This is a genomic window from Flagellimonas algarum, assembly GCF_040513375.1.
GTDB classification, from domain to species: domain Bacteria; phylum Bacteroidota; class Bacteroidia; order Flavobacteriales; family Flavobacteriaceae; genus Flagellimonas_B; species Flagellimonas_B algarum.
Genome location: NZ_JBEVTG010000001.1, coordinates 1,113,565 through 1,129,370, shown reverse-complemented (window position 1 = coordinate 1,129,370; position 15,806 = coordinate 1,113,565). Strand labels below are relative to the sequence as shown.

Below are 15,806 nucleotides of genomic sequence, written 5' to 3'. Positions count from 1 at the left end.
ACCTGAACCGTGATACGACGCTTTTTATTCATCACTTTATTGGTAACCCTCGATATGACCGCCCAAGAACTCCCCTACCACCAAATTCCGGATGCGCCCGAGTCATATACGGCCGGCAATGTGATTTCACGTATGGTCGATGGCCTAGGTTATCGCTATTATTGGGCCACCGAGGGCCTGACCGAAACCGACATCCAATTCAAACCCTCTGAAGATGCGCGAACGGTTTGGGAAACCTTGCAACATATTTACGGCATGTCAGAAATCATCTTGAACGTACCCGAGGCCACCCCCAATGAACGCCCAAAGGATTTTTCGGGCCATTCGTTCGAAACCCTACGGGCCATGACCTTGAACAATTTGAAAACGGCCAGTGCCAAGTATCGGAATGGAACCGAAAGTGAATTGGAGGGGTACCAAGTCATTTTTCAACGCGGCGATGCCCAATTCGATTTTCCTTTATGGAACATGCTCAACGGCATGCTATCGGACTGCATCTATCACGTCGGCCAAATCGTTGCCTTTCGACGTATGTCGGGCAACCCATTGGATCCCAAGGTCAACGTCTTTCTAGGGAAAAACCGCGAGTGATTTATTTATACGGCCAGATTTTGTCGACGGCGACTTTGTAGGTAGGATCTTCCAAAACGTTGACCTGAATGATGTCATCTGCATCATCCAATAGCCGCCTGCAATCTTTGCTCAAGTGTTTCAAACGAACGTTTTTCCCTACTTTTTGATAGCGTTCGGTAATCTTATGCAGCGCTTCGATGGCCGACATATCGACTACCCGACTCTCGGCAAAATCGATGACCACTTCTTCAGGGTCATTGGCCACATCGAATTTTTCGGCAAAAAGGGTGGTGCTCCCAAAAAAGAGCGGCCCGTAGATCTCATAGTGTTTTACACCGGCTTCGTCGGTATGTTTGCGTGCCCTGATTCGAATAGCATTATCCCAGGCGAAGACCAATGCTGAAATGATGACGCCCACCAATACGGCCAAAGCCAGGTTGTGCAGAAATACCGTCACCAAGGTGACCAAAACCATCACCAGAACATCCGATTTCGGCATTCTTCGAAAAGTGCGCAAACTGGCCCATTCGAAAGTACCCAAGGCGACCATGATCATCAGTCCTGTCAAAGCGGCCATCGGCACTTTTTCGATCAAGGTCGACCCGAACATGATAAAACACAACAGCATGATCGAAGCGACGATCCCTGAAAGTCGGGCCCTCGCACCGTTCGACGTATTGATCAAACTCTGACCGATCATCGCACAACCGCCCATTCCTGAAAATAGGCCTGAAAGTACATTGGCGGTTCCTTGGGCCACGGCCTCTTTATTGCCCCTACCACGGGTTTCGGTGATCTCGTCAACGATATTCAAGGTCAATAGGCTTTCGATCAACCCGACCCCCGCTATGATCCCGGCATAGGGGAAAATAATCGTCAAGGTCTCCAAACTAAACGGAACCGAAGGAATATGGAAAGGAGGGAAACCCCCTTTGATCGAAGCGATATCGCCAATGGTCTTGGTGTCGATGTCAAAGAAGAACACCAAACCGAAGATGACCAAAATGGCAACTAAGGACGCCGGTACCATTTTACTCAATTTCGGCAAACCCCAAATGATGAGCATGGTCAAGAAAACAAGGCCCCCGAACATATACAAGGTAGTACCCGACAACCAACTCCCCTCGGGGGTCTTGAATTGAACGAGCTGTGACATGAAAATGATGATGGCCAAGCCATTGACGAAACCGAAGATCACCGGATGGGGCACCAAGCGCATCAACTTCCCCAGTCGAAGGAAACCGGCGCTGACCTGCAGTAAGCCCGCTAAAATGACGGCCGCAAAAACGTATTCGACCCCATAGTCCTTAGCCAAGGAGACAATGACCACGGCCACGGCCCCAGTGGCCCCTGAAATCATCCCCGGGCGCCCACCCAAAATCGAAGTGACCAAGCCCATGACGAAGGCGGCATATAAACCGGTCAGGGGTGAAAGGCCCGCGATCAAGGCGAAAGCGATCGCTTCGGGCACCAAGGCCAAGGCGACCGTTAGGCCCGAAAGGACCTCGGTTCGGTAGTTGACTTGTTGCGAAAAATCGAAGAGGTTCAAGTATTTGCGCATAGCTGCTGTATTGAAGCGGGCAAAATTAGCATAAATACCCTAGCCCACCAGTATCGGGGGCATTATTCGGAAAATAACGATCCGAAAGGGCGTAAAAGTGTGAATCGGCAAATTAAACTGCCGAAGGCCGCTTTTTCCTTAGCCTTAATTCGCCCAATAATCGACAACGAACACCTTTTCGATATGCGGCTGCAAACTGGCCACGAATTCTTGGTGTTTCGGATGCGGGGTGTATACGCTGTCGCGATCTTGCTCAGATGCGAAGGTCAAGAGATAGCAATGGGTGAAACCTTGGTGGAAATCTTCAGGGCTATCGTTCAACCCCCATTCAAAATCTTGGATGACGGGAATATGCTCCTGCAATTGGGCAAAGCTATCATTCAATTGCTGTACCTGTTCTTCACTGGTGTCGTCATTGAATTTGAAAATGACTACATGCCGCAGGCGTTTCTCGTTTTCAGGTGTTTCCATAACTGTGGGTTCAGGTTCGGGTTTCGCTTGCTCGGTTTGTTTACATGAAAGGCCTAGAACGACAATCAGTAACAAAGCGCTTCGCGAAATAAGGGTTTTGGTTATCATAGGATCTAATTGAATTTAAAGTGCTATACAATGCCGCCCGTACTGCCCCCATCGATCTTGATCGCAGCGCCATTGGTAGCCGCCGCTAGGGGACTCGAAAGATAGGTTATGGTATGGGCCACTTCATCAACGGCCGCAAAACGCTGCAGCAAGGAAGTGGGTCTGACATTGGTAAAAAAATCTTGGGTGACCTGTTGTACATCGGTACCGGATCTTTGCGCTTCTTCTTCCAAAAAACGCTCGGCCCCCTCTGAGAGGGTCGATCCCGGTAGTACGGCATTGACCGTGACGCCAGTGCCCTGGGTCATTTCGGCCAAGCCCCTAGAAACCGCCAACATGGCCGTTTTGGTCATGCTATACGCCAGCATATCAGGGGGTACCAAAAGGGCGCATTCGCTGGAGACGAAAACGATACGCCCCCAATCCTTTTCCAACATCCCCGGCAATAGGGCTCGCGACAAACGCACCCCGCTCATCACGTTGATCTCGAATTGGTGTTGCCAATCGGCATCCGACATCTCAAAAAACGGTTCCGCTTTATAGATGCCGACATTATTGATCAAAATGTCAACCCCCCGCAGTTGCCCTAGCGCGGCACTCAGGGTTTCGATATCCCCGAAATCGATAGGGACCCCTGAAATATCGGCATCGGGAAACGATGCCTTTAAAGACCGTATCGCCTTGTCGACGGATGCTTGGGTTCGGCCATTCACAATGACCGATGCCCCTTCACCCAACATCGATTGGGCAACGGCGAGACCGATCCCGGCCGTAGATCCCGAAATAAAGACGGTTTTTCCTTGAAGTTTTAAATCCATACGTTTAATTCGCTATGCCCCACGGACTGAACAGGGTCCATAATATCAATACCAACACGACCAAGCCTATGGTCAGCAGCGCATCATTGCGTAAGCCCAAGGTGGTTTTCGAACTGCCGCGTTGAAAGGTCACCAATTCCAATTCGGCATCGCTCTTGGCCGTTCCGGTCTTGCTGACCAGCATCAAGACGACAGCGCAAAAAATGAAGAGGAAGAGGGCGAAATGAAGGAAGTTGACCTCCAAAAAAGCCGCCAAAAACGACCCCTCCGAAACCGTGATCGTGCCTTCCTTGCTCATGAATTCGGTCACCAAACGCAAAAGCCCGATGATAAACCCAGACCAAAGGGCCACAATAGCCCCTTTGGCATTGATCCATTTGTAGAACAAACCGAACAAGAACACCGCTGCGATCGGAGGTGAAATATAGGCCTGCACGCTTTGCAGGTAGTGAAAGATCCCACCGCCCATCAGGGCCTGCATGAATGGGATCCATCCTAAACTAACGATCACCAATACTATGGTGGCCCATTGCCCAAAACGCACCAGTTGTTTTTCGGTAGCTTTCGGGCGGTACTGCTTGTAAAAATCTATGGTCAACAAGGTCGAACTCGAATTGAAGGCTGATGAAAGTGAACTCATCAAGGCCGCGAGAAGTCCTGCTATAGCCAATCCTTTGATTCCTACAGGAAGGAAATTCGTTATCAATGCCGGTAAGGCCTGATCGGCATTGTCGAGGGCAAAGTTGATTTCGCCTTTTTGCAACAAGGCATAGGCGATAACCCCGGGTATAAAGAAAATAAAGACGGGCAACAACTTAAGGTAACCCGCGAACAACGCTCCTTTACGAGCGTTTGAAACGTCTTTCGCCGAAAGGGTACGCTGAACGATATATTGGTCGGTACACCAATACCAAACCCCTAATATGGGTGCTCCGAAGAGCATACCGGTCCAAGGATATTCGGAGTCTGAAATGGGTCTCCAAAGGTTGAAGAACCGTTCTGAAGGTGGGTTTCCGGGGGTTTGTGAGGCCACATCGAGGGTGGTCATCAGTCCTTCCCATCCGCCGAGTTGGTGTAGGCCGAACCAGGTGACGGCAATCGTCCCCAATAACAGCAAGGCGGCTTGAACCATATCGGTATAGATTACGGCCTTGAGTCCCCCTAAAACCGTATAGAAACCCGTAGCGATCACGGTAATAATGGCTCCGGTCCAAAAAGGGACCCCTATGGTCTCAAAGACCAGGGCACCGGCAAAGATGATCAGCGAAATCTTGGTGATCACATAAGCCAAGATCGACACCACCGAAAGGTAGTTTCGACAAGCTTTCGAATAGCGTTTTTCAAGAAATTCGGGCATAGTATACACTCCGGTGCGTAAATAGAACGGCACGAAGACCCAACCCAACAAGATGAGCACCAGGGCGGCCAAAATCTCGAAATTCGCCATCGGCATATTGGCCCTGGCCCCTGCCCCTGAAACGCCTAGAATGATCTCGGATCCAATGTTCGAAGCGAACAATGATGCCCCGACTACCAGCCATCCTTGGCTACGGCCGGCCAAAAAATAATCTGCGGCCGCTACTGATTTACCCCTTGATTTCGATGCCCATTGGGCAATCCACAATATAATGGCGAAGTAGGCCAAAATTATGCCTACATCCCATGAACTCATATTCGTCAACATGATTTGATTTTCGGTTGGTTATGCCCTAAAGTTACCAATTCTTCAGTCCTAACAGTTTTTCGCCCAAATCGGAAAGTTCGGCGGTATCGTATCGGTCGCGCTCCCAATTTCTGGGATCCCCAGGAAATGCATAGCCTTCAGGGGCGACACGGTTTTTCCAAGAGTTGACCCTCCATTCGCGTAACTCGGCGTTGTCTTCTTCTGCGGGCATCATCGAAATGTATTGGGCGATCCTGACTTTGTCACCTGATTTATTCGGTCGGATACCGTGAGGCTCCGTACTGTTGAAGATCAATAGATCCCCGGCTTCCATCTTGACCTTGACGATCTCATCTTGCAAGTCGGAAACATCGGGTTGAAAATGATCTCGATCTTCGGGTTGGGTCAACTTCCAGGTATCATAGTTTCGGTACAACCAAGGGATGCATTGGAAGCCTCCCATATTTTCATCGGTCTGATCGGCCAAGGCCAAGACCCCTTGTACGTTCTGCGGGCGGGTCTCTGGGTCATAGTCCCAATGGATGAACCCTTTTTTGTTCTCACCGGGGCGTTGCGGAAAATTCAAGTTCGCCCTATCGATGGTCACCCATAACTTTTCAGTGCCCCAAACATCGACAAAGGCATCGTATACCCGTTGCGTTTGGCGGTTATTCCATAAATGTTGGTGATTGTATACCTCGACCATACCGGTACCGGTCAATTCTTTCATCTGCATGGCCGCCCTTGGAGGGGCGTACCAAGTTTTAGGATCGTTGGGATCTTTTTCATCGAATTCCCACAAGAAGTCGGCGGTCGCTTGGGCCTGTTCCCGAGGCACCGCGTTCTTGATGACCACATAGCCATTGTGCATCCAAAACTTCCATTCTTCTTCGGTCAATACGCGTAAAGGCTTCCCGTTACTGCGATCGTTCAATTTTTGCTTACTGCTGGTCGCAGTAGATGGGTTTCCTGGGATCTCTTCATGGGCCTTATTGGCCATTTCCAATTTTACTTCTTCGCTCATAACCTGATACTTTAAAATTTCAATGGTGTAAAACTACGGTCGTTTATGGGGGCAATCTACCTACATATTGATGATTATTTGAACTATATTGATCAATTATCATTCAAGAGTCACTTTTTGTGCTATTTTTGTGACTATGAAGGTGCAATTAGAGACCATAGCGCCGAATACCCAAAGTCCGTTCCGACTGTTGCACTTGCCCCGATTGAACCATTTGTTCTATTGGCATTTCCATCCTGAATTCGAATTGGTCTATATTGAAGGTGCCAGTGCGACACGCCATGTCGGCCATAGTATCAGTCAGTTTGAGGGCAGTGATCTCGTTTTCATCGGTTCGAACATTCCGCACTTGAATTTCGATTATGGGGTGAAGAGTGAGTATATCAAAGACGTACTCCACATCAAACCATCATTCAGCACTGATGTCCTTGAAAAAGCGGAAGAGCTGACCGCTATACGGACGCTGTTCGAAGATTCGAGGCGAGGTATCGTGTTCACCGGGGCGACCAAGTCGGAAGTCGGCAAACGCATGATGGCGTTGCACCGCCTAGACCCGTTTTCCTTTTATATGGAATCAATGGCCATATTGCAGTTGCTGGCTAATAGTAGTGATCGGTTTTACCTGCATGACGAGCCCTTCGTCAACCGATACCGCAAAAAAGAACAAGAACGGTTGCGCAAAATCTACGCCCACATCGATGAGCACTATGGCCGTAAGATCGAAATACAGGAAATCGCCGAGCTATGTCATCTGAGCAAAGAGGCCTTTTGCCGGTATTTCAAAAAATCGACGGGCAATACGTTTACCACCTTTTTGAACCAATATCGCGTCAGTCATGCCCAGCGCCAATTGCTAATGGGTAAGAATGTGGCCGAGACCTGTTTTTCATGCGGCTTCGAAAGCCTCTCCTATTTTAATCGGGTATTTAAAAAAGTGGTCGGCGAAAACCCATCCACTTTTAAAAGACAGCGGGGGCACCGCTAGGGAGGGGATAAAAAAAGAACCGCCTTGCGCAAGTGCCCAAGGCGATTCTTAACTAAATAACCAACCAAAAAACTTATTAGAATAGTCGACGACTATTTACTTTCCTTACATTTTTCGCTTTCGGGTCACCGGCATGGTCTTACGCGTTGATTTTTTACGCATTTTACCGGTATTCACCTCAGCTTTCGCAAACTGAATAAACCCGCGGCCCGTAAACTCATAGACGGTTTCGCTGGCCACATGGTACAGTTCGATCGTACTGTCATTGATAACGTAGAGCTCAAAATAATCATTGCCCAAAAAGTCATAATCCAGTGTTAAAGTTTTCAAGGTGGCATCGTTTGCCACATCGAAAAGTTCATAGGTGCCCTGATAGTCCCATTGCACGTTCACCAATGGAGTACGCACGGCATCGACCGAAGATCGAAAAGTGGCACTGCCCCCGACGAATTGCAAAAAGTTCTCGTTATCGAATTCGTTCACGGCACCGACCTCACTGGTAAAGGTTTTTTCCCATGCTTCATATTCTTCCAAGAAGTAATCGATATTGTCATAAAAGACGAGGTCATAGTCAAAATTAGACCGTTGGTACCCGCGTAAGACGTAGCTGCTTCGCGATCGTGGATCGAAAAGCTCGATGGTGGTATTGTTTACGGCATATACCTCTAAGGCCCACAACCCATCAAAGTCGTGATCGATCTCGACCACACCGTTCAAGGTCGCGTACGACCCCACATCGATCCCCAGGCCGTTACCCGTCTTACCGATCCCTACGATATTATTGTTCGCCAAAACCACCCCACGATCAAAAGAGACCGTAAAAGCACGTTGCAAAAACGGAACGGCACCGTCGGCGCTCGAGGCGTTGATATCGACATACCAAAGGTCGAAGGATTGCAATACTTGATCCGTATTGACCGGCGACTCAACGATAAAATCATCATCGATGATCACTTCCGTGTAGCAGGAGGTGGTCAATAGCCCTAGGGCTAAAATTGCTAAAAGTAGTTTTCTTGATTTCATATCTCACGGTTTTATGGTTCGTTAAATACTAACCAAGCATTGTGCCAAAAACTATAACTTATTGTTTTTCAATACTTAACAGCTGTTTTGGGGATTTATTTACATTTGATCATCAAAATGGAATATGGATATGACTTGGCGATTCGGTGTTCTTGGCGGTGGTAGTTGGGCCACGGCGATCATCAAAATGCTTACTGAAAATTTGAATGAAGTACACTGGTACATGCGTAATGCCGCCGCCGTCGCCCATATTGAAAATGAAGGGCACAATCCAAACTATTTAAGCGCCGTCGAGCTACAGACCGATAAGTTGCGTATCACCACCGACATCAATTCGGTGATCGCCAATTCCGATTTCTTGATCTTCGCTATTCCGTCCGCTTTTTTAGTCGCCGAGTTGGAGAAGCTCCAACTCCCCCTAACGAATAAAGTGGTGTTCTCGGCGATCAAGGGGATCGTTCCGGAAACGGGTTTGATAGTCGGTGAGCATTTCCATTCCGAGTATGGGGTCCCTTTTGGGCAGATCGGTGTCATCACGGGTCCGTGCCACGCTGAAGAAGTCGCCTTAGAGCGCTTATCTTATCTGACCCTAGCCTGTGCCGATGCCCAAAAGGCCGAATTTTTATCGGCCCAGTTGAAAAGTCATTATATCAGGACGAAAATTTCGGATGATATCATCGGCACCGAATATGCCGCCATGCTCAAGAACATTTACGCCATTGCCGCAGGGATCGCCCACGGCTTGGGTTACGGTGATAATTTTCAGAGCGTTTTGATGAGCAATGCCATCCGTGAAATGAAGCGGTTCATTGGTAGGGTCCATAAAATGAAACGCAATATCAACAACTCGGCCTATCTCGGTGACCTATTGGTTACCGGCTACTCGACTTTTAGCAGAAACCGTATGTTCGGAACGATGATCGGCAAGGGGTATCGGGTAAAAAGTGCCATGATGGAGATGAACATGGTCGCCGAAGGTTATTATGCCACGAAAAGTGCCCATTTGTTGAATGCCAAACACGAAAAAAAATCGAAAACACCGATTATCGATGCCGTTTATGAGATCCTCTACAATGGGAAGAGTGCCAAAAAAACCTTTAAAAAACTGACCGAAAAACTGGATTAGTTCCGCTCTAATGAAAAATTGGAGTGGTCTTCGACTTCCATTTCGACTTGGGTGACCATGGCATCGATCTGCTCGGCCCCATAACCGAAGAATTTTTGGATGTCGTCTGCGACCGTAGCCAGATGTTCGCGTACACTGTCGATATCGAAATACAGGCGGCCCGTGCGGCGCACCAGAAAATCCATCGGACTGGAGACCATCTCATGCTCCATACCGAATTTCAACTCAGCACGGATCATGCGTACCCGTGGGTCTTTGTTTTTAAATGCTTGGTAGTTGCTTAATATATGTTCGGCCTGTTTGCCATAGTTGGTCACCAAATACCAGGCATCGTAAGGCGAGAATCCATCCCCTTTGATCTGCTCGTGCACTTCGTCAATGTACTTTTTGACATGCTTGAACTTTTTAAAGCCATTACCACATAGCGGAATTTCATCGGTACTGCATGCATTGACTTCAGTGCCATGATCTTCTTCCATTTTCTTGGTGATCCGGTTCACGACCCGTTCGGCCATTTTTCGGTATCCCGTCAATTTGCCCCCGGCGATACTGATCAAGCCGGTATCGGAGGTGAAGATCTCGTCTTTTCGCGAAAGTTCGGAGGCCGATTTGCCTTCTTCGTGGATCAGCGGGCGCAAGCCGGCCCATGAAGAAATGATGTCTTCCATTTCCAATTGGATATCCGGGAACATATTGTTTACCGCTGAAATCAGATAGATGGCATCGGCCAAATCGGTACGAACACGATCTTTATCCAAATTGAAATTGGTGTCGGTCGTACCTACATAGGTGATCTTGCCCCGAGGAATCGCGAACATCATCCGGCCATCGGGAATATCGAAATAGACCGATTGCTTGACCGGAAGTTTTTCGTGTGGAAAGACCAGATGCACGCCCTTGGTCAAATGGAGGCGTTTCCCTTTTTTCGAATTGTTGGTACTTCGAAGCTCGTCGACCCAAGGCCCCGCTGCACTAATGACATATTTCGATTTGATCTCGAACGATTCATGGGTCAAGTGGTCGACAACGCTTACCCCGGCCACCTTTTGGTCTTCGTATAGAAAATCAGTGACTTGGGCGTAATTCAAGGCTTTGGCCCCATATTGCAAACTCGTCTTGATATTCTCAATGGTCAATCGGGCATCATCGGTTCGGTATTCGGCGTAATACCCGGCTCCGTTCAATATCTTCTTGGGCAACAAAGGTTCGAGTTTCAAGGCGTCTTTCTTACCCAACATTTTTCGTTGGTCTTCCCCTTCTACCTGTGCCAAGATATCGTAAACCTTCAATCCGATCGAGGTCAACCATTTACCATAGGATCCGCCTTCTATCAAAGGCAGCAGCATTTTTTCGGGCAATACCAAATGCGGTGCCAGTTTGTGCACTATGGCCCGTTCGGACCCGACCTCTTTGACCAACCAAAAGTCGAATTGTTTGAGATAGCGTAGGCCCCCATGGATCAGCTTGGTCGATTTGCTGCTGGTACCAGAGGCAAAATCACCTTTTTCCAACAGGGCGACCTTCAAGCCTCTCGATGCCGCATCCAAGGCGATGCCACCTCCGGTTATCCCTCCTCCGATGACCACTAGGTCAAAGGATTCAGAGCGCAATGTTTTCAAAGTCTCTTGCCGGTCGCTATTTGAAAATCGAATGGGTTCGTTCATGGCTGCAATTTTTTTCAAAGGTCTCAAATTATGCTACACTATGCTAATCGAGGGTCTTGAATTTTTACTTTTCAAAAGAATATTCACGTTCAACCTTACATATCCGCACCTTGTACCACGAATACCATTGCGAACGCCCGTTTTCCTGGGCCTTTAAATGGGCGGTATTGGCTTTCCATTTGGCGATGTCATCGAGACTTTCCCAATAACTGATTGCGATTCCGAATCCATCACGCGCACTTTCGAAACCCAGGAACCCTTTTTGGGTACGGGCCAGTTTTTCCATGGCATCGGCCATTTCAGGGTAGCCATTATCCCCTTCGGTGCGCAGGTTCGAAAAGATGACGGCGTAATACGGTTTTTTGATTTCCATTATGATATGAATTCCTTTTCCAGAAAATAGGTTACCAGGGCCTCCTTCATCAGCACGGCTTGTTCACCGGCCTTTAATGGTGGTAGGGCTTCCTTTACTTTATAATGCGGCCATCCGTCGGGATCGAAGAATTCGAATTCATAATACCCATAGGGTTCCAAGAGTCGGCATATGGCGATATGCATCAAATTGACCTTTTCGTCTTTTTTAAAGCTCCTATCGAATTGTCCGAGTTCTTGGACGCCGACGAGATAGATGATCGCATCGAGGTCTAGGGGATCACCATCTGAAAATTGATCGGAAAGTTTGACCACCAGTCGGTCCCATTGCTGTTTTAAAAGGGCATCTCTCGCCATGACTATCTGCAAAAAACAAAGGTACGAACCAAAGTTCTATATTTGTCAAAAAGCACCGATGGGCTTTATCGATATCGTCTTGGGGATTTTATTGCTCTGGGGTTTGTTCAAAGGCCTAAAGAACGGCCTGTTCCTTGAACTGGCCTCCTTGGTCGCATTGATCGCCGGTATCTACGGGGTCATCCACTTTTCATATATCGCGGCGGATTATCTATCACAACGTTTCGATTGGAACGAACACTATATCAAGACCGGTTCGTTCATTATCACCTTCGTGGTCATTGTAGTGGCCGTGCAATTGGCCGGTAAGTTTTTGACCAAGATCGCCGATTTTGCCATGCTCGGTCTTCTGAATCGGATTGCCGGGGCTATTTTCGGAGCCTTGAAGGTCGCTATCATCCTAGGCGCCTTTTTGATTTTCTTTGAACGCGCTGCCACTTCGATGAACCTGGTGAACGAACAGACCAAGAAGGAATCCATCTTGTATTATCCAGTTCGCGATATCGGTGCCTTCGTCTTCAGTTTGGTATTTACCGATAAAGAGGAGTCCGAGACGAGGGATCAAAACCTCTAAACGCCGAAACCCAACCGTTCATCCCCATAGCCTAACCAAGCGGTGACGACGAACTGCAATTTTCGTTCGACCAAGGGGGATTTCATCTTTCAACGGCACGTTTTTTCCGTTAAAAAAATCGTCCAACCTCCCAAAACCATTGATTTTACTGGCATTGCGCGTTTGAACGAAAAAATCAGACGGTGATGGACATTTTAGTGGTTCCGCGATGCACATCCTCTAGTTTAGCCTCCGGAAAGATTTATGAACCACGGGTAATCAACAACCATGAGAATTAAAATTGTATCATTAGTATTGTGTCTAGCTGCCTTCACCTCTTGCAGCAAATCGAGTATCGAAGAGATCGAGACCGAAAATACGGTCGAAGAAGCCACTCCTGCACAGATTTCAGCCATTGAGCTTGAGCTTCATGACTTGATCAATGACCATAGACAAAATATCGGCTTGAAAAGCCTTTCGTTCAGCGCTGATGCATATGCATATGCTATAGAACATACCGACTATATGATCGGCGTGGGTGAAATCAGCCATGACAACTTCAGTGAGCGGGCCTCAAAAGTGGCCGCTGCGACCAATGCGTTATCCGTAGCGGAGAACGTGGCCAAAAGCTATGCGAATGCCAATGCCGCCCTACAAGGTTGGTTGAACAGCAGCGCACATAAAAATACCATAGAGGGTGATTACACCAACACCACGATCAGCATCAAGGCCGATACCAACGGTGATCTGTATTTTACCCAGATTTTCTTTAAAAAATAGATTCGGATTTTATATTAAGTGTTTCAATGGTTTGGTTAAGGTCCGCAAAAATGCGGGCCTTTTCTTTTTTAGGGATGTGGCGAAGGTTTCGTAACTTACCCATAAAAAGCAATGGCAATAGCTCCTCCCTTCAATCTCAACCAATGGATCGAAGATAACCGGGATACCCTCAAACCTCCCGTTGGCAATAAAAACCTCTACAAAGATGCCGGGGACTATATCGTCATGGTGGTAGCAGGCCCGAACGCCAGAAAGGATTACCATTACAATGAAACCGAAGAACTGTTTTACCAACTTGAAGGGCAGATCGAAGTCCACATTCAAGAAGATGGCCAAAAAAAAACCCTGCAACTAGGGCCGGGCGACATGTACCTGCATCCTGCGAAAGTCCCTCACTCGCCAGTACGGCACGAAGGGTCCATCGGCTTGGTCATTGAGCGAAAACGAGACCATATGAAAGTCGATGACGGCCTGATGTGGTTCTGCGACAACTGCAACAACAAACTATACGAAGCGTATTTTACCCTACATGACATCGAAAAGGACTTTTTAAAGCATTTCAACCATTTCTATGGCTCGAAATCACTTCGAACCTGTTCGAATTGCGGTACCGTCATGCCGGTAGACGAACGCTTTGTAACCAAACCATAGACCCATGATATACCTTGCGAAATCAATGATAGCCCTTGTGGCCTTGCTCCACCTTTATTTTTTATGGCTCGAAATGTTCGCCTGGACGACGCGGGGTCCGAAGGTCTTCAAGAACTTTCCTTCCGACTTATTCGAACCCACGAAGAACATGGCTGCCAACCAGGGCCTTTACAATGGTTTTTTGGCCGCGGGCTTGATTTGGGGCCTGCTCATAGGTGATGCCCAATGGGCTATGTACGTCAGTCTGTTTTTTCTTGGTTGTGTCTTGGTGGCCGGACTGTATGGAGCGTTATCGGTTTCGCGAAGGATTTTCTATGTACAGGGGCTTCCGGCCTTGATCGGGATCCTCTTGATCCTTATCGACCATTTTTCATCCTGACTCCTAGGAAAAGAACGTCCGAATCTTCGTAGTTTTGTCAAAAATCTAACAATCTCACACAAAAAAGTTATAAAATGTCACAAATCGCCAAGGATTTTGGGCTTGACACCGCCCTCGAACAATTAGGAATCGCAGCTGTAAATAAAGGCACATCAACAGGTTCCGAATGGTTCGCTTCAGGTGAAACCATCAGTTCGTATTCACCGGTCGACGGTAAGTTGATCGCGAAAGTCGAGTGCACCACGGCGGAAGACTATGAAAAGGTTATGGGAAAAGCCACCGAGGCTTTTGTAGCATGGCGTAAAGTACCGGCCCCACAACGCGGTGAGATGGTAAGGCAATTTGGGGAAAAACTTAGGGAACTTAAAGCCCCTTTAGGAAAATTGGTTTCCTATGAAATGGGAAAATCATATCAAGAAGGCCTTGGTGAAGTACAGGAAATGATCGATATCTGCGATTTCGCGGTCGGACTATCCAGACAACTCCATGGATTGACCATGCATTCCGAAAGACCGGGGCACCGTATGTACGAGCAATACCATCCGCTCGGGATCGTCGGCATCATATCGGCCTTCAACTTTCCTGTGGCTGTTTGGGCATGGAATACCGCCTTGGCATGGATCTGCGGTGACGTTTGTGTTTGGAAACCCTCTGAAAAAACGCCTTTGTGCGGTGTGGCCTGTCAGCATATCATCGCTCAGGTTTTGAAAGAAAATAACTTGCCTGAAGGCATTTCTTGTCTAATCAATGGAGACTATAAAGTCGGTGAAATGATGACCGCCGACAAACGGGTGCCTCTGGTTTCAGCCACTGGTTCTATTCGGATGGGTAAAATCGTGGCCCAAGCGGTCGCCTCCCGCTTGGGCAAATCGCTTCTCGAACTCGGGGGCAACAATGCGATCATCGTTACCCCAGATGCCGACATTAAGATGACGGTAATCGGAGCGGTATTCGGAGCGGTCGGTACCGCAGGCCAACGTTGTACCTCAACACGTAGGCTCATCATACACGAATCGATGTACGACCAAGTGAAAAGCGCTTTGGTCGACGCCTATGGGCAACTTCGAATCGGAAACCCACTAGACGAAAATAACCATGTCGGCCCCTTGATCGACACCGATGCGGTCGCCATGTACAAGGCGGCTCTTGAAAAAGCAAAGCAAGAAGGGGGTACGGTATTGGTAGAAGGTGGTGAACTCAGTGGTTCAGGTTACGAAAGTGGGTGCTATGTAAAACCCGCCATTGTCGAAGCGGATAACGCCTATGCCATCGTGCAAGAAGAGACTTTCGCTCCGATCTTATACCTTTTGAAATACAGCGGAAGTGTCGAAAACGCCATTGCACAACAGAATGACGTGGTGCAGGGGCTTTCTTCGGCGATGATGACCAACAATCTTCGGGAGGCCGAGCAGTTCTTGTCTGCGGCCGGTAGTGATTGTGGTATCGCAAATGTCAATATCGGCACCTCAGGTGCGGAAATCGGGGGTGCCTTTGGTGGGGAGAAGGAAACCGGTGGAGGTCGTGAAAGTGGCTCGGATGCCTGGAAAATCTATATGCGTCGACAGACCAACACGATCAACTACACCACTGAGTTGCCATTGGCCCAAGGCATAAAGTTCGACCTATAAAAAAAACCGCTGCCCTACCACGAACAACGGTTTTTTAAACCAACTTAACTAACTCAAACTTAATATTTGA

The 15,806-nt window shown here is 48.1% G+C and carries 17 protein-coding genes; 8 read left to right on the top strand and 9 right to left on the bottom strand.

The features are described from left to right. Nucleotides 1–9 precede the first annotated feature (9 nt). Nucleotides 10–591 (top strand): DinB family protein, encoded by a 582-nt coding sequence (locus ABV409_RS05205; RefSeq protein WP_353876483.1) that lies wholly within the window; start codon nt 10–12, stop codon nt 589–591. A 1-nt stretch (nt 592) separates the two neighbouring features. On the opposite strand, the gene ABV409_RS05200 is transcribed toward ABV409_RS05205, so the two are convergent. The 5 genes from ABV409_RS05200 to ABV409_RS05180 all read right to left on the bottom strand — a co-directional run bounded on the left by ABV409_RS05200 (nt 593) and on the right by ABV409_RS05180 (nt 6,218). Continuing rightward, nucleotides 593–2,134, bottom strand: coding sequence for a SulP family inorganic anion transporter (locus tag ABV409_RS05200; RefSeq protein WP_353876482.1), 1,542 nt, complete (start codon nt 2,132–2,134; stop codon nt 593–595). Between the two features lie 144 nt (nt 2,135–2,278). Continuing rightward, nucleotides 2,279–2,605, bottom strand: a complete 327-nt coding sequence (locus ABV409_RS05195) for a Dabb family protein (protein WP_353876481.1) — start codon at nt 2,603–2,605, stop codon at nt 2,279–2,281. A 131-nt stretch (nt 2,606–2,736) separates the two neighbouring features. After that, nucleotides 2,737–3,531, bottom strand: a complete 795-nt coding sequence (locus ABV409_RS05190) for an SDR family NAD(P)-dependent oxidoreductase (RefSeq protein ID WP_353876480.1) — start codon at nt 3,529–3,531, stop codon at nt 2,737–2,739. Nucleotides 3,532–3,535: 4 nt separating this feature from the next. Next, entirely contained in the window at nt 3,536–5,215 is a 1,680-nt protein-coding gene (locus ABV409_RS05185) for a sodium:solute symporter (RefSeq protein WP_353876479.1), read from the bottom strand. Between the two features lie 31 nt (nt 5,216–5,246). Next, nucleotides 5,247–6,218 carry a phytanoyl-CoA dioxygenase family protein gene (locus tag ABV409_RS05180; protein ID WP_353876478.1) on the bottom strand — a complete coding sequence of 324 codons (972 nt, stop codon included), beginning with the start codon at nt 6,216–6,218 and terminating at the stop codon, nt 5,247–5,249. A gap of 136 nt (nt 6,219–6,354) precedes the next feature. Between ABV409_RS05180 and ABV409_RS05175 the strand changes: the two genes are divergently transcribed. Continuing rightward, nucleotides 6,355–7,203 (top strand): helix-turn-helix transcriptional regulator, encoded by an 849-nt coding sequence (locus ABV409_RS05175; RefSeq protein WP_353876477.1) that lies wholly within the window; start codon nt 6,355–6,357, stop codon nt 7,201–7,203. A 105-nt stretch (nt 7,204–7,308) separates the two neighbouring features. Here ABV409_RS05175 and ABV409_RS05170 read toward each other — a convergent pair whose 3' ends face one another. Beyond that, the gene (locus ABV409_RS05170) at nt 7,309–8,226 is read right to left on the bottom strand and encodes a nicotinic acid mononucleotide adenyltransferase (protein ID WP_353876476.1); all 918 of its coding nucleotides are present in this window, start codon (nt 8,224–8,226) and stop codon (nt 7,309–7,311) included. Nucleotides 8,227–8,350: 124 nt separating this feature from the next. On the opposite strand from ABV409_RS05170, the gene ABV409_RS05165 reads away from it, so the two are divergent. Further along, a complete protein-coding gene (locus tag ABV409_RS05165; RefSeq protein WP_353876475.1) occupies nt 8,351–9,352 on the top strand; it encodes an NAD(P)H-dependent glycerol-3-phosphate dehydrogenase in 1,002 nt (333 codons plus the stop codon). On the opposite strand, the gene ABV409_RS05160 is transcribed toward ABV409_RS05165, so the two are convergent. From ABV409_RS05160 to ABV409_RS05150, 3 genes are all read right to left on the bottom strand, one after another. Further along, nucleotides 9,349–11,016, bottom strand: coding sequence for a glycerol-3-phosphate dehydrogenase/oxidase (locus ABV409_RS05160; RefSeq protein ID WP_353876889.1), 1,668 nt, complete (start codon nt 11,014–11,016; stop codon nt 9,349–9,351). The two genes, ABV409_RS05165 and ABV409_RS05160, sit on opposite strands and share 4 nt — an antisense overlap. Nucleotides 11,017–11,080: 64 nt before the next feature. Then, a complete protein-coding gene (locus ABV409_RS05155; RefSeq protein ID WP_353876474.1) occupies nt 11,081–11,389 on the bottom strand; it encodes an antibiotic biosynthesis monooxygenase family protein in 309 nt (102 codons plus the stop codon). Beyond that, complete coding sequence (locus tag ABV409_RS05150; protein ID WP_353876888.1) at nt 11,389–11,745, bottom strand: hypothetical protein; 357 nt, start codon at nt 11,743–11,745, stop codon at nt 11,389–11,391. Before ABV409_RS05150 ends, ABV409_RS05155 begins: the two co-directional genes overlap by 1 nt. A 58-nt stretch (nt 11,746–11,803) precedes the next feature. Between ABV409_RS05150 and ABV409_RS05145 the strand changes: the two genes are divergently transcribed. The 5 genes from ABV409_RS05145 to amaB all read left to right on the top strand — a co-directional run bounded on the left by ABV409_RS05145 (nt 11,804) and on the right by amaB (nt 15,736). Continuing rightward, on the top strand, nt 11,804–12,319 hold the full coding sequence (locus tag ABV409_RS05145; RefSeq protein ID WP_353876473.1) for a CvpA family protein: 516 nt from the start codon (nt 11,804–11,806) through the stop codon (nt 12,317–12,319). A 267-nt stretch (nt 12,320–12,586) separates the two neighbouring features. Beyond that, nucleotides 12,587–13,078: a CAP domain-containing protein gene (locus tag ABV409_RS05140; protein WP_353876472.1), complete on the top strand. Its 492-nt coding sequence runs from the start codon at nt 12,587–12,589 to the stop codon at nt 13,076–13,078. Nucleotides 13,079–13,189: 111 nt separating this feature from the next. Beyond that, nucleotides 13,190–13,729, top strand: coding sequence for a 3-hydroxyanthranilate 3,4-dioxygenase (locus ABV409_RS05135; RefSeq protein ID WP_353876471.1), 540 nt, complete (start codon nt 13,190–13,192; stop codon nt 13,727–13,729). A 4-nt stretch (nt 13,730–13,733) separates the two neighbouring features. Next, complete coding sequence (locus tag ABV409_RS05130; RefSeq protein WP_353876470.1) at nt 13,734–14,108, top strand: DUF1304 domain-containing protein; 375 nt, start codon at nt 13,734–13,736, stop codon at nt 14,106–14,108. A gap of 74 nt (nt 14,109–14,182) precedes the next feature. Continuing rightward, a complete protein-coding gene (gene amaB / locus ABV409_RS05125) occupies nt 14,183–15,736 on the top strand; it encodes an L-piperidine-6-carboxylate dehydrogenase (protein ID WP_353876469.1) in 1,554 nt (517 codons plus the stop codon). Nucleotides 15,737–15,806: the final 70 nt, after the last annotated feature.

Excerpts from the sequence above, each read along its gene's own strand:
- ABV409_RS05200 (WP_353876482.1), bottom strand. The coding sequence starts at position 2,134 with ATGCGCAAATACTTGAACCTCTTCGATTTTTCGCAACAAGTCAACTAC.
- ABV409_RS05195 (WP_353876481.1), bottom strand. The coding sequence starts at position 2,605 with ATGGAAACACCTGAAAACGAGAAACGCCTGCGGCATGTAGTCATTTTC.
- ABV409_RS05190 (WP_353876480.1), bottom strand. The coding sequence starts at position 3,531 with ATGGATTTAAAACTTCAAGGAAAAACCGTCTTTATTTCGGGATCTACG.
- ABV409_RS05185 (WP_353876479.1), bottom strand. The coding sequence starts at position 5,215 with ATGTTGACGAATATGAGTTCATGGGATGTAGGCATAATTTTGGCCTAC.
- ABV409_RS05180 (WP_353876478.1), bottom strand. The coding sequence starts at position 6,218 with ATGAGCGAAGAAGTAAAATTGGAAATGGCCAATAAGGCCCATGAAGAG.
- ABV409_RS05175 (WP_353876477.1), top strand. The coding sequence starts at position 6,355 with ATGAAGGTGCAATTAGAGACCATAGCGCCGAATACCCAAAGTCCGTTC.
- ABV409_RS05170 (WP_353876476.1), bottom strand. The coding sequence starts at position 8,226 with ATGAAATCAAGAAAACTACTTTTAGCAATTTTAGCCCTAGGGCTATTG.
- ABV409_RS05165 (WP_353876475.1), top strand. The coding sequence starts at position 8,351 with ATGGATATGACTTGGCGATTCGGTGTTCTTGGCGGTGGTAGTTGGGCC.
- ABV409_RS05160 (WP_353876889.1), bottom strand. The coding sequence starts at position 11,016 with ATGAACGAACCCATTCGATTTTCAAATAGCGACCGGCAAGAGACTTTG.
- ABV409_RS05155 (WP_353876474.1), bottom strand. The coding sequence starts at position 11,389 with ATGGAAATCAAAAAACCGTATTACGCCGTCATCTTTTCGAACCTGCGC.
- ABV409_RS05150 (WP_353876888.1), bottom strand. The coding sequence starts at position 11,745 with ATGGCGAGAGATGCCCTTTTAAAACAGCAATGGGACCGACTGGTGGTC.
- ABV409_RS05145 (WP_353876473.1), top strand. The coding sequence starts at position 11,804 with ATGGGCTTTATCGATATCGTCTTGGGGATTTTATTGCTCTGGGGTTTG.
- ABV409_RS05140 (WP_353876472.1), top strand. The coding sequence starts at position 12,587 with ATGAGAATTAAAATTGTATCATTAGTATTGTGTCTAGCTGCCTTCACC.
- ABV409_RS05135 (WP_353876471.1), top strand. The coding sequence starts at position 13,190 with ATGGCAATAGCTCCTCCCTTCAATCTCAACCAATGGATCGAAGATAAC.
- ABV409_RS05130 (WP_353876470.1), top strand. The coding sequence starts at position 13,734 with ATGATATACCTTGCGAAATCAATGATAGCCCTTGTGGCCTTGCTCCAC.
- amaB (WP_353876469.1), top strand. The coding sequence starts at position 14,183 with ATGTCACAAATCGCCAAGGATTTTGGGCTTGACACCGCCCTCGAACAA.